We start from the raw sequence: 12,709 nt of genomic DNA, 5'->3' as shown, positions 1-12,709 counted from the left end.
ACCCGCCTGCAGCACCTGCCATCGACCGTGGAGCCGGTTCCGGACCCGCCGGCGTTCGTCATCCGTGCCACGATCCTGGCGTCACTGGCGGAGGCCCACCAGGCCTGGCGAGCACGCAGTACCGCAGAATGCCTCACCCTCGCCGAATGGGAAGCCGTCTGCGATGCCAAGGAACGTGCTCTGCGGTGACCCCGCCACTTCGCCGGCGCCCCAGAACGCCTGGATACGGAACGCCCCCCACAACGGCGCCAACGACGAGGATCTCGGCTCGGAACCTGGCTCCTCGGCTACAGCGTTCAGGCAAGGCGCGGCGGGGTGGCTGAGGTGCACGGACCCTCTCTCCGGAACCAGTTGCCCGCACATTGATCTTGCAGGCTTCCGCAACCCGCGCTGGTACCCCCTGGACCGGCTTCCCGATGGCCTGTTCGTCCCGAGCGCGCAGTGCCTGACTGCCTGTCCTCCAGTCCGCTGGTCGTTGTAGTTCGCTGGGGTGACCGCACTGATGCCCGGTGTCGCAGGTGGCCAACCAGCTTGTCCCACGTGGCGCAGGACACGTTCATGACAGGATTGCACTGGAGAAGGTTCAGGGAAGTCATAGGGGCGCCCATGATTGCCGTGAAGGGAATGACCCGTGACGTCCACTGCGCCTCCCCCCATACCCCGAGCCGCAGGATCATTTCCGCTCATCGGCCACGCGCTGAAGATGCGCGACAACCTCGGCTTCATCGACTCGCTGCGCGAGACACGGGAACCACTCGTCGAGATCGTCCTGCAGCCCGGGACGCGCACGATCGTGGTCCAGGACCCGGCCCTGATCCACCAGATGCTCAGGGGCCTGGGACCCAGCCTCGACAAGGGCCGGCTCTACGACAAGCTGGGCCAGCTGCTGGGCGACAGCGTCGTCACCGCCACCGGCCGCAACCACGTACGCAAACGCCGCCAGCTTCAACCCGCGTTCGCGCACACCGAGATCAGCCGGTACGTCGACCTCATGCGCGCCGAGGCGACGGCCACCGTCGCCGCCTGGGAGCACGGGCAGCCCCTCGACGTACACGAGGCGATGGTCGGCCTCAGTCTCGACATGCTGGCCAAGACGGTGCTCGCCGGCAGCCTCGATGACGCCGTCTTCCGCCAGCTGCGCAGCGACGTGTCGGTGGTGATGAGCGGTGTCGGTCTGCGCATCATGCTGCCCGACTGGGCCGAGCGGCTGCCGCTGCCCTTCAACCGCCGCTTCGACCAGGCCCGGGACAGGGTGCGCGCCACCATCAACACCGCCGTCGACGAACTGCATGCCTCCGGGCACGACACCGGGGACATGCTCTCCATGCTGCTGCGCGCCATCGACGAGGAGACCGGCGAGCCGCTGACCGGGGATCAGATCTGCTCCGAGATCTTCCTTCTGGCCGTGGCGGGCACCGAGACGACCGCGACCTTGCTGTCCTGGACCCTGTACGAGCTCGCCCGCAACCCCGGCATCGAGGCCCAGGTCCTGGCCGAGCTGGACGAGGTCCTCGGCGAACGGCCGGTCGCCTTCGACGACGTGATCCGGCTGCCGTACCTGAACCGGGTGATCACCGAGACCCTGCGGCTGCACCACCCCGGCTGGCTCGTCACCCGCCGCACCACCGAGGAGACCCGGCTCGGCCAGTGGACGCTGCCCGCGGGCACCGAACTGGCCTACTGCCAGCACGCCCTGCACCGCGACCCCGAGCGTTTCCCCGACCCGCTCACCTTCGACCCGGACCGGTGGACCGACGCCGCTCAGGAGCCTCCGCCGGGCGCGTTCGTGCCCTTCGGGGACGGCAAGCACAAGTGCATGGGCGACCGTTTTTCCCTCACCGAGATGGTCGTGGCGCTCGCGACGACGCTGCGTTCGGTACGGCTGGAACTCGCCGAGGGCCAGGTCATCCGTCAGGTCGCCCGGCTCACCGTACGGCCGCGCGCCCTGCGGATGACCGTCCGCCCCCGAGCCGGGGTCGGCCTCTAGCGCCAATGCTGTGACGCTGCTGGTGATGTTGACGGGTCCCTCCGGGGTGACGCGGCGGCTGCGCACAGTGCGTGAAGGCGTGTGGTGCGGCGGGTTCTGGCGGTGCCGGTCGTCCAGTCGGAGATCCGGGTGACGTTGCAGGCCAACGCGGTGAGGACGTGTTGGACGTGAGTTCTCGCGAGTCCTCGGTAGCGGGAGCGGCGCAGGCCGTGGGTGCGGACGTTCTGCGAGAGGGTGGCCTCGCTACCAGCGCAGATCGTGTAACGGCGCTGCCAGTGCTCGGTGCGCTGGTGGAGCCGGTTGTGCATCTGGATCTGGAGCGGCGGTCGGGGCAGTACGGCGATCGAGCGGGGGCCGTTGGCTGACGCGGTGCACTGGGCGCGGTCTGGGCAGGCTCGGCAACCCGCTTCGGCGAACCGGGCTTGCAGATAGGTGTGGTCCTTGATCTTCAGCTTGGTCCAGGACCCGCTGTGGGCCCCGTGCGGGCAGATCGCCTGCTCGTTGTCCCAGTCGATCGTGAAGGCCGCCTTGCCGAGCACGTGGTCGATCCCGGCTACGTCTCACCGGCCGGCATCAAGCGAGCCCAGGGCTTCCCAGGCGCGCTCCCTGGTAGTGCACGGTCACCACTGTGCATCCCCTGCTGCCGGCCGTGCGCGGGATGTTGCGTCGCTCCACCCCGGTTGGAATGGGCCGCGGCACCGGTCCGAGGTCGGTGGTGGGGACGGCCCCACCACCATCTACCCGGTTTCTGGAACAGGACTGAGTCGTCAGCCGTCGAGCCAGTCGCCCTCGACGCCCGTGGGACGGTGTCCCGTGGCGTTCCAGAGGAAATGCGGGTGGGCGCAGCCGAACATGTAGGCGAGCAGCGCGGTGTCCTCCCTCCCGGTTTCAGGGGAGTAAAGGGTGTAGAACTGTTCACTTCCGACTACGCCGGCGTCTTGTTGGACCTGACGAGCGCGCTCCGGGGACGGTGGGGCGCCGGATGCCTTCACGGCGGCGATGTAGGTGCGACGCAGGATCTCCCATGTGCTGTCGACGTTGCCGGACCAGGGGCCGTGCAGTGCTTCGAAGGCATGGAGCTCGGCGTCGAAGAGGGGCCATGTCTCGGGGTGTTCGGCTCGGCAGCGTGCGGACAGCTCGGCGGTCGGGGCGCTCAGTGCCGGCGCGGTGGGCCGCGGGGCGAAGGTGAGGGTGGTGCCGTCGGTGAGGATGCCGGTGCATGGGTTGGGCTGCAGGTCGCACAGCGGGCAATCCTCAGCCGGGGGGAGGCCATCGGTGATGCCGTCGAACCACAGGGCGTGGCGGCCCGTCAGCCCCAACCAGACGATGGTGCTGGGCATCAGCCAGGTGTTCCACATGGGGGGATGCGCCTCGGGCATGCAGCCGTACTTGACGCTGGCGATGGCGCAGGCGGCGTAGAGGGCCTTGGTGTGGGTGGGTATGTCGGCGAGCCAGAAATTGCTTATCTCGCCGGTGAGGGCGTCGGCTCGTACGTCGGTCATGTCGTCGATGACGCGGCACAGCAGCAGGGAGGCGAGGTGTTCTTCCTGCCAGAGTTCGGTGTCGGGCGAGACGTGCCAGAACAGACAGTCCAGCATCTGCAGGAGCGAGTAGGTGCTCTGGCTGAGTGGGTTGGTCTGCGGGAGCGAGACGCTGCCCGCGTGGTGCTGCTGGAGCCAGTACTCGTCGACGGATCGCTTGTGGGCTGCGAAAAGCCCGCAGACCAGGGCCCTGGCGCTGTTGGTGCTGAAATTCTCGGCCAAACGGCCTTCGATGAGCTGGGTGAGGCGGGCGGTGTCGATGGTGTCGATCACGCGTTTGTATTCGTGGAAGAGGAGGATGTCGTCCTCGAACGAGTCCCGGAGGCCAAGGTCCTGTTCCAGGTCGTTCAGCTGCCGCGCGTAGGTCCACCCACCGGTCAGGACACTGTCGAGTTCCTCGCGGTACGGCCAGGCCTTGACGGTGAGGGGACGACCGGCGCTCTGCCGCCAGCCGTAGTCATCCAGCGTGCGTGCGGGGGGCGTGGGCAAGCGACGGCACAGCGGGCAGGCGCAGCCGGTGGTCCGCTCCTCCTCGTGCGGCGGGGCGAGGGCCCGGCTCCGCCAGGCCCCTTCCAGCATCGTGCAGGTCAGCCGGCAGATCTCGGCATCGGTGCGGACCTCGGGGAAGGCCGCTTCGATGACGCGCAGGCCGGCGTCGAGGTGCCTCAGCCTGGCGTATCCCTCCTCGTCGGGCGGGAGGAACGCGGGCTGCGCCAGATGGACGGCTCCGTCCACATGCAGGGTGGTGCCGGCGCGGGGGGATCCGAGTGCGTTCAGCCGCTGCTGAGCGGCGTTCTGGAACCTTCGGTGCTCCTGCGTAGTCCCATGGACGCGTTCCACGAAGAGGCGGGCCAGGGCGCTCCCCGCCGCCGTGGGCTGGACCTGGGCGCTTGGCTGCGCCGGGATCAAGCCGTCGGTGGACGCCTTCGAAACAGCATCTACGACTCGAGATTTCACGCCGGTCTCCCAACAAGCTGTGGTCATGACAACGGAGCGATCGGCCGTGGGTGCTGGCCGGTCGCGTCTTGAAGCCGGGAAAGTGGTGCGGATCGCCTAGCTGACCTGCGAGGACGAACCGCCCCGGGCCCGCTCGGTTCTCGAGCGCGGCGAGCCGCTCGTCCGTGCCGGATTCATGCTCTCCGGCTCAGCTGTGTTGATCAGGAAGCGCTCGGCCTGTCAGGCGAGGGCCAGGGAGATTCCGGGTGTGCTCCAGATGTCTGCTGACGGGCATGTCGAGGGGGAGGCCGAACGTGACGTCCTGAGGCATGCGCTTCCTTCCGGGAGACGGTGAAACGGAATCCCCCCGCCCTGCGAACGGGTGGCCGACATGGCCACCCGTGCACTCGAACTCAGCTTCTACGGCCGAAGATTGAACCGTGAAGCGCTACGAGGCTGCCCAGAGTGTAAATGATCTACGCGTGACCTCACCGTGATGTCCGTTACTGCCTACGCCTCTTGAGCTGCGTATACTCGCGCGCCCCCCACATACGTCTGCGCGACCCGCGTGTCGCCGATCGCCTCAGCCGCCCCGTCGAACGGATCGCGGTCGAGCACCACGAGATCGGCCAGTGCGCCGGCCCGTACCTCGCCCGTGTCGTCGAGGTGGTTCACATACGCCGAGCCCGCCGTGTAGGCGGCCAACGCCTCGGCGAGTCCGATGCGTTCGGCGGGCAGGAACACCGGCGTGTCGCCGGCGTCGGGGGCGACACGGTTGACCGCGACGTGGATGCCCTGCAGCGGATCGGGACTGCTCACCGGCCAGTCGCTGCCCGCCGCGAGCCGGGCTCCGGAGCGCAGCAGCGCACCGAACGGGTACTGCCACGCGGCCCGTTCCGGCCCGAGGAAAGGGATGGTCAGCTCGTCCATCTGCGGTTCATGCGCCGCCCACAGCGGCTGGATGTTCGCGGTGGCGCCGAGCCGGGCGAAACGCGGCACGTCCGCGGGGTGCACCACCTGCAGATGCGCCAGGTGGGGCCGCGTGTCGCTCGGCCCGTTCGCCGCCCGCGCGGCCTCGATCGCGTCCAGCGCGTCGCGTACGGCACGGTCGCCCAGGGCGTGGAAGTGGCACTGGAAGCCCAGAGCGTCCAACTCGGTGACGTACTTGGGAAGTTGATCGGCGTCGAGGAAGCTGGTGCCCAGGTTGGCGGTGGCGCAGCCGCACCTGTCCAGGTAGGGGTCGAGCAGCGCGGCGGTCCCGGTCTCGGCCACCCCGTCCAGCATCAGCTTCACGCTGCCCGCGCGGAACCGGCCATGGCTCGACGCGGCCCTGCGCTCCACCAGTTCGGGGATCTGCTCGGGACCGCGCTCACGGTCCCACCACAGCGCGCCGACGACACGCGCGGTGAGTGAGCCGTCCCGGGCAGCTGTCAGATACGCCCTCGACGGGTCCTCCATGCCGAGGAAGTCCCCGACGAGCGCGTCCTGCCATGCGGTGATGCCGAGTGCGTGGAGCCGGCTCTGGGCATGCAGCAGGGCCGCCAGCCGGTCGGACGGCGTGGCCGGCGGCGTGAGCCGGCCCACGAGCTGCATCGCCCCCTCCTGCAGCGAGCCGCTCGGCTCACCCGAAGCGTCCCGGTCGATCCGCCCGTCGGCCGGGTCGGGCGTGTCGCGTGTGATGCCGGCGAGCGCGAGGGCCCGGCTGTTGACCCAGGCGCCGTGATGGTCGCGATTGGGCAGATACACCGGCCGGTCGGGTACGACCGCGTCCAGCAGCTCCTTGGTCGGCGTACCGCCCTCGAAGGCCTCCATGGACCAGCCGCCCCCTGTGATCCACTCCCGGTCGGGGTGGGTGTCGGCGTAGGTGCGGACGGCGGCGAGGGTCTCCTCGGCGGTCCTGGTGCCGGTCAGGTCGCACTGGGTGAGTTCGAGACCGGCCGGGAGCGGATGGACGTGCGCGTCCTGGAACCCGGGCAGCAGGAGCCGCCCGGCGAGGTCGACGACCTCGGTCCGCGGCCCTCTCAGTTCCAGGACCTCGGCGCCGCCGACGGCGGTGATCCGCTCGCCGGTGACCGCGACGGCCGTCGCGGTGCGGCCGTCGCGGGTGAGGACCGGTCCGCCGGTGAAGAGAAGGTCGGCGTGCATGTGGGGTGTCCTTAGCTGAGAGTGGTCAACAACTGCGGGGCGTCGGCGTCCGTGCCGCGGCCGGTGCGGAAGTACGGCGACTTGCGCACCCACTTGGCCCACGCGGCGGCCAGGAAGCCGGAGGCGATCATCACGGCGGGGGTGAGCAGCAGGAACCACCCGTTGTCCGCGCTGACTTCGAAGTGGTCGGCGGAGGTGTAGAAGGACCAGCAGAGGTAGCCGCCGAGTCCGAGCAGAGCCGCGGCGCTCAGCGCGGGCAGCACCACCGCCCGGACCCCCTGCCGCCAGTCCTCACGCAGCAGCCCTCGGAAGCGCGCCGCCGCCGCGAGCGCGGTGAGCGCGTAGCAGAGGGCCACCACGATCCCGACCGCGTTGACCGTCGCCATGATCATGTCGGCGAGCCGGGGGATCACCAGGGCGAGCGCCGCCACCGCCGACGCCACAGCGCCGATCAGCAGCGTCCCGGCCGCCGGAGTCCCGTACCGGGCACTGACCTTGGACCACACGGGCCCGAGCGTACGGTCCCGGCTCATCGCGAACATCCCGCGTGCCGTGGGGATCACGCCCGCCTGGAGCGAGGCGACGGCCGAGAACATCAGGGCCACCAGCGGCAGCGCGGCCAGCGGCTGCGAGGCGAGCCGGTCGCCGAAGAACGCCAGCCCCTGGGCGCCGTGCCCGGCCAACTCCTGCTCGGACAGCACCCGTTGGAAGGCGACCGAACCGAGCAGGAACAGGCCCAGCATCGTCACCAGCGTGATGACGCCTGCGCGAGAGGCGTCCCGTGGATCACGCACCTCCTCGTTCACGGTGAACGCGGCCTCGAAGCCCCAGTAGCAGAAGACCGACAGCAGCAGCCCCTGGGCGAGAGCCGACGCCGACGGGATCGCGAAGGGGTCGAACCAGCTCAGCCGGAAGGGGTGCGGTCCGGCGACGATGCCGTAGCCGCAGAAGCCCAGCAGCACGAGGTACTCGAAGACCAGCAGCCCGCTCTGCAGCCGCGCGGCCGTCTTGATCCCGGTCACCGCGGTGAGCGTCACGCCGACGAGAACCACCATGCCCACAGCCGTGGTCTGGGCGGTGGAGCCGGGGTCCAGCGCGAGACCCGCAACCCTGTGCAGGTGCGCCTCACCGGCGAGTTGGAGCACCGCCGACCCGGTCACGGCCGTGGTGTACGCGAGGAACGCCACCGTGGCGACGATGTTCACCCAGCCGACCAGGAATCCCAGCCAGGGAGTGAGTGAACGCCCCACCCACACATAGCCGTTGCCCGCGTTCGGCTCGACGCGGTTCAGCCGGGTGTAGGCGCCCGCGATCCCGAGGATCGGCAGGAAGGCCAGCAGCATGATGGCCGGCAGATGCAGCCCGACCACCCCGGCGGTGACACCGAGCCCGATGCCGATGCTCGTGGTCGCCGCCGTGCTGGAGGCGGCGATGGCGACGCCGTCCACGACACCGAGGGACTTGCGTAGCGACGGGGGATCCTCACCGTACGGCTTCTGCGTCATGGCCTGCTCCGATCGCACCCGGGGGCCCGACACGGGCCCGATGACCGGAAATGAAACTGCTCAGGTACTTAACACGTCAACGCTGTTGTCATAAGGTGCCCGGCACGGCGACTGCCGGACAAGGAGGAAGCCGATGAACGAGCGAGTGGTCCCTCCGGAGGCCCGACGGCGTCGCCGCCCCACCAAGACGGGCGTCGTCCTCTCCGAGGAGCTGATCGTCGAGACCGCGCTGCGGCTGCTCAAGGAGCACGGCGCGGAGGCTCTCACGGTCCGCCGCCTCGGCCTCGCCCTGGGCGCCGACCCCAGCGCCCTGTACCGGTACTTCCACGACACCGACGACCTGCTGCTCGCCATCGCCGACGAACTCATCGGCCGTACGCTGCGCACCTGGCGCCCCACCGGTGACTGGCGCGCGGACCTGCGGGACCTGGGCCTGCGGATGCACTCCGACGCCCTCGCACACCCGCAGGCCGCCGTGCTCAGCGCCTACCGTGTGACGGGCCGGGTCCATGAGATCGCCGCGGTCGAGACGATCCTCGGCGTGCTGCGCGAAGCGGGCTTCCCGGACCCGGAGGCCGTACGGATCTACCACGCCTTCGTCGACCAGTCCCTCGCCTTCGCGGCCCTCGACGCGGCGAGCACCGCCCTGCCACGGCCCGCCCGCGAGGCCGAGGCAGCCGTCTGGCGGGCCACCTACGCACGACTGCCCGCCGGCACCCACCCGCACATCGCCGCGACGGCCCGCCACCTGGTGGCGGACATGCAGCACAGCGCCTATCCGACCGCCCTCGACATGCAGCTGACCGCGGCCGAGACCCGTCTCGCCGAGATCACGGCACACCGACAGGCCCGCCGCGACGCGCACGAGGACGCCCCGACGCCACTGCCGTAGACCGATTCCGTACGACAACCATCAGGAGACCGCTCACCGATGACCTCCACCGCCCGCACCCCGAAGCAACGCAAGCAGGACACGCTCGCCCGGCTGGAGAACGACGTCGACGCCTGGGTGTCGACGGCCGACGCCGACGGGGGAAACCCGTATCTGATCCCGCTCTCCTTCCACTGGGACGGCACCACCGTGCTGCTGGCCACCCCGGCCGCAAGCCCCACCGGAAGGAACCTGCGGGCGACCGGCAGGGTGCGGCTGGGCATCGGGCCCACCCGTGACGTGGTTCTGATCGAAGGCACCGTGCAGACGCTGGAACCGGCCGAGCTGCCGGCGGGAGTCGGCGACACGTTCGCGGCGAAGACCGAATTCGACCCGCGCCAACTCGCCACCCCCTACCTCTACTTCCGCGTCACACCCGAGCGCGTGCAGGCCTGGCGCGAGGCCGACGAACTGGTGGGCCGCGACCTCATGCGCGACGGCGAGTGGAGCGTGGCCGACTGATTCCATCAGGCGGGGTACCCGCACAGGCCAGGCGGTGGGTGGCTGCACCCGCGCCCCGGACCCGTACGGAGGAACCATGGGACTGGTAGTGAGGGGTGCCGTGCTGCTGGACTGCGCCGAACCCGAGAAACTCGCCGTCTTCTACAAGGAGTTGCTGGAGGGCGAGGAGACGCACGCGAGCGCGAACCGGGTGGAGATCAAGGGCGTCGACGGGATGCGGATGGCGTTTCGCAGGGACGTGAAGGCGACGCCCCCGAGCTGGCCCCGCCCCGAGAACTCCCTCCAGGCCCACCTGGACTTCGACGTGGCGGACATGGACGAGGCGGAACGCAAGATCATCGCCCTGGGCGGGCGCCCCCTGGACACCAAGGACGCCGGGGCCCCGTTCGAGGAGCGGGGCTACGCCGACCCGGCCGGACACTCCTTCACGCTGCGCAGCGTCCGGTCCACGGCGCCCAAGCAGGGCTGAACGCGCGCCCGGCCGCGCGACCCCGCGCGGCCGGTCCCTCGACGGCCGGTCCTCCCGGACTCAGTCCCTGCCGCGGGCCTCCCGTACTCAGTCCCTGCCGCCCGAGTCGGAGGTCGGCCACACACCCGTCGACCGCTCGATGGCCTTCGCGCCCGTGCGGTCCACCGCACTGCGCACGACCGCGAAGATGGCGCCCTGGACGGCGGCGGCGATCAGGATCTCGCCCCAGCCGCGATCCCTGTCCAGCGCGTCGGGCGCGTCATCCTCGTGCCGCAGGGCCTTCCACGTCTTCTGGAACGCCAGCCCGGCCAGGGATCCGCTCGCCCAGCCCAGCACGAAGCCCACGGGCTTGTAGGCGAGGGGGAGCTTCTTCTTCTTGTTCTTTGCCACCTGAGTCTCCTTTGCGGTCAGGGACGTCCCGGGGCCGGGACTTCCTCGTGCTCGGGCACCGGCCCTGGCGGTGTCCCCTCGCCGAACGGCCTGCCGCCGAGCTCCTCGCGGTGATGAGGCACCGACCAGCCGGAGAGATCCGGGCCGAGGGGGACGATGCCGGTCGGGTTGATCCCGGTGTGGACCTGGTAGTAGTGCCGCTTGATGTGGTCGAAGTCGACGGTGTCACCGAAGCCGGGGGTCTGGTAGAGGTCGCGGACGTACGCCCACAGCACCGCGTTCTCCGTCAGCTTTCGGAGGTTGCACTTGAAGTGCCCGTGGTAGACGGCGTCGAAGCGGACGAGCGTGGTGAACAGCCGGATGTCCGCCTCGGTGATGCTGTCGCCCACCAGATAGCGCCGGGTGGCGAGCCGCTCCGACAGCAGGTCCAGTCGCCGGAAGACTCCCTCGCAGGCCTTCTCGTACTCCCCCTGGTCCGTCGCGAAGCCCGTCCGGTACACGCCGTTGTTCACGTCCTCGTAGACCTCCGCCATGACCTGGTCGATCTCGTCGCGCAGCGGCGCCGGGTACAGGTCGGGCGCCCCGTCGCGGTGCAGGGCGGTCCACTCGGTGGCGAAGTCGAGAGTGATCTGCTGGTAGTCGTTGGTGACCAGCTTGCCGCTGGGCACGTCCACCAGCGCGGGCACGCTCACTCCGCCGGGGTGAGCCCGCTCCCTGGCCTCGTACGCCTCGCTGAGGAAGCGAATCCCGAGCACGGGGTCGCGACCGTTCGGATCGAGGGTGAAACGCCAGCTGCGGTCGTCCTGGATCGGATCGGCGACCGCCAGTGACACGGCCTCCTCCAGGCCGAGCAGCCGCCGCGAGACCAGAGCGCGGCTCGCCCACGGACAGGCACGGCTGACGACCAACCGGTAACGGCCCTCGGCCACCGGCCAGCCGTCCCGTCCATCCGCCGTGACCCGGTCCGTGAAGTGGCTCTTGGACCGCTTGAACTGCTGCTTCCCGTACGCAGAGTTTCCCTCGCTCTCGCTCATGACGCCTCTCCTCACTGACGTGCCCGCCGTGCCGGAACACGTGTGCTCGCACCGGGTTCCCCGAATTCCGCCGTCGCCACGGAATGAGAAGGGCCGGCCTGGGCAACCGGCCGATGTGAAGCGGAAAACGTCGAACCGATCGGGCGGGTCGGAGGGATCGGACCGCAAGACGCGGATCACCGTGCTGGTCGCCCTGGGCGCCAACCTCCTCATCGCCGTGGCCAAGGCCGTGGGCGGTCTGATCTCGGGCTCGCCCGCCCTGCTCTCGGAGGCGGCGCACTCCGTGGCGGACAGCCTGAACGAGGTCTTCCTTCTCGCCGCCCTGCGCCGCAGCCGCCGCCCCGCAGACCGCCGCCACCCCTTCGGCTACGGCAAGGAGCGCTTCTTCTGGTCGCTCCTCGCGGCTGTCGGAATCTTCGTGATGGGCGGCTGCTTCTCCTTCTTCCAGGGCTTCGAGGCCCTGAGGAACGGCGCCGAGGAGTCCTTCGGCGGCTATGTGACCGGCCTCGTGGTGCTGGGTCTGGCCCTGCTCTTCGAGGGGGCGTCGCTGCTGCGGGCGCTCCATCAGGTACGGGGGCAGGGGGGAGCGGGCGGACTGCGTGATCCCGCGCTGCGCACGGTCGTCGCCGAGGACGGCACCGCGGTGATCGGCGTCACCCTCGCGCTCGTCGGCATGGCGCTCCACATGGTGACCGGCCAGGTCGTGTGGGAGGCGTCGGCCTCCATCGCCATCGGCGCGCTGCTCGTGTACGTGGCGTACTGGCTGGGCGGTGACGCGCGCGACCAGCTGATCGGACAGGCCGCCGACGAGGACCTGCGAAACAAGATCCGCGCTGTGCTCGACGCCCAGCCCGAGATCGACAGCGTGGAGGCGCTGCTCACCATGCAGCTGGGCCTCGACTCGACGCTGGTGGCCGCCCGGATCGACCTCGCACCCGGACTGGACAGCGAACACGTCGAGGAGGTCGCCATCCGCATCAAACGCTCCGTCGCCCGCACCGTCCCCGAGGCCGACCAGGTCTTCCTCGACGTGACCGACGCCCGCACGGCACGCGAGGCGGTCCGACAGGGCCCTGCCGGGCAGGCCGACGCAGAGGGAAGCCCCGCCGCGACGGGGGAGCGCGGCGGGGCCTGAGGCTCGGGTGCCCGGTCGGCGACGGTTCATGCTGGGCGATCCGGATGAATTTCGAACGGCTGCGAGAGCGCGCGTGAATCCGCCGCGCAAGGGTGCCTGTCACGGCGAGGCCTCGTGCCGGACTTCGTCCTTCGGCGGCTCGTGCCGGGCTTCGTACGAGCAGTGGCCCGCACC

The 12,709-nt window shown here is 70.0% G+C and carries 11 protein-coding genes; 5 read left to right on the top strand and 6 right to left on the bottom strand.

Annotated features, from left to right (window positions below):
• Window positions 1–631: 631 nt before the first annotated feature.
• Complete coding sequence (locus tag ABZS97_RS25100; RefSeq protein WP_356140684.1) at window positions 632–1,987, top strand: cytochrome P450; 1,356 nt, start codon at window positions 632–634, stop codon at window positions 1,985–1,987.
• Here the strand turns inward: ABZS97_RS25100 and ABZS97_RS25095 are convergent.
• The 4 genes from ABZS97_RS25095 to ABZS97_RS25080 form a co-directional block, all read right to left on the bottom strand.
• Window positions 1,984–2,526 (bottom strand): transposase, encoded by a 543-nt coding sequence (locus ABZS97_RS25095; protein ID WP_356140682.1) that lies wholly within the window; start codon window positions 2,524–2,526, stop codon window positions 1,984–1,986. The two genes, ABZS97_RS25100 and ABZS97_RS25095, sit on opposite strands and share 4 nt — an antisense overlap.
• 228 nt (window positions 2,527–2,754) lie before the next feature.
• Window positions 2,755–4,485: a hypothetical protein gene (locus tag ABZS97_RS25090; protein WP_356140680.1), complete on the bottom strand. Its 1,731-nt coding sequence runs from the start codon at window positions 4,483–4,485 to the stop codon at window positions 2,755–2,757.
• 489 nt (window positions 4,486–4,974) lie between these two features.
• Window positions 4,975–6,609 carry an amidohydrolase gene (locus ABZS97_RS25085; RefSeq protein ID WP_356140678.1) on the bottom strand — a complete coding sequence of 545 codons (1,635 nt, stop codon included), beginning with the start codon at window positions 6,607–6,609 and terminating at the stop codon, window positions 4,975–4,977.
• Window positions 6,610–6,620: 11 nt separating this feature from the next.
• Window positions 6,621–8,114 (bottom strand): APC family permease, encoded by a 1,494-nt coding sequence (locus ABZS97_RS25080; protein WP_356140676.1) that lies wholly within the window; start codon window positions 8,112–8,114, stop codon window positions 6,621–6,623.
• A 133-nt stretch (window positions 8,115–8,247) separates the two neighbouring features.
• Here ABZS97_RS25080 and ABZS97_RS25075 point away from each other — a divergent pair, with 133 nt between their 5' ends.
• From ABZS97_RS25075 to ABZS97_RS25065, 3 genes are all read left to right on the top strand, one after another.
• Window positions 8,248–9,006: a TetR/AcrR family transcriptional regulator gene (locus ABZS97_RS25075; RefSeq protein ID WP_356140674.1), complete on the top strand. Its 759-nt coding sequence runs from the start codon at window positions 8,248–8,250 to the stop codon at window positions 9,004–9,006.
• A gap of 39 nt (window positions 9,007–9,045) precedes the next feature.
• Entirely contained in the window at window positions 9,046–9,507 is a 462-nt protein-coding gene (locus ABZS97_RS25070) for a pyridoxamine 5'-phosphate oxidase family protein (RefSeq protein WP_356140672.1), read from the top strand.
• A 76-nt stretch (window positions 9,508–9,583) separates the two neighbouring features.
• A complete protein-coding gene (locus ABZS97_RS25065; protein WP_356140670.1) occupies window positions 9,584–9,976 on the top strand; it encodes a VOC family protein in 393 nt (130 codons plus the stop codon).
• Between the two features lie 87 nt (window positions 9,977–10,063).
• Here the strand turns inward: ABZS97_RS25065 and ABZS97_RS25060 are convergent, their stop codons facing one another.
• Both ABZS97_RS25060 and ABZS97_RS25055 read right to left on the bottom strand, forming a co-directional pair.
• Window positions 10,064–10,366, bottom strand: a complete 303-nt coding sequence (locus tag ABZS97_RS25060) for a DUF4235 domain-containing protein (protein ID WP_356140668.1) — start codon at window positions 10,364–10,366, stop codon at window positions 10,064–10,066.
• 17 nt (window positions 10,367–10,383) lie between these two features.
• Window positions 10,384–11,400, bottom strand: coding sequence for a glutathione S-transferase C-terminal domain-containing protein (locus ABZS97_RS25055; protein ID WP_356140666.1), 1,017 nt, complete (start codon window positions 11,398–11,400; stop codon window positions 10,384–10,386).
• On the opposite strand from ABZS97_RS25055, the gene ABZS97_RS25050 reads away from it, so the two are divergent.
• Window positions 11,399–12,535, top strand: coding sequence for a cation diffusion facilitator family transporter (locus ABZS97_RS25050; protein WP_356140664.1), 1,137 nt, complete (start codon window positions 11,399–11,401; stop codon window positions 12,533–12,535). The genes ABZS97_RS25055 and ABZS97_RS25050 overlap by 2 nt on opposite strands.
• Window positions 12,536–12,709 lie beyond the last annotated feature (174 nt).

The organism is Streptomyces sp. NPDC005485, assembly GCF_040606085.1.
GTDB lineage: Bacteria > Actinomycetota > Actinomycetes > Streptomycetales > Streptomycetaceae > Streptomyces.
Note: the sequence above shows the minus strand (reverse complement) of the source record. Positions and strands in the feature narration are given on the sequence as shown.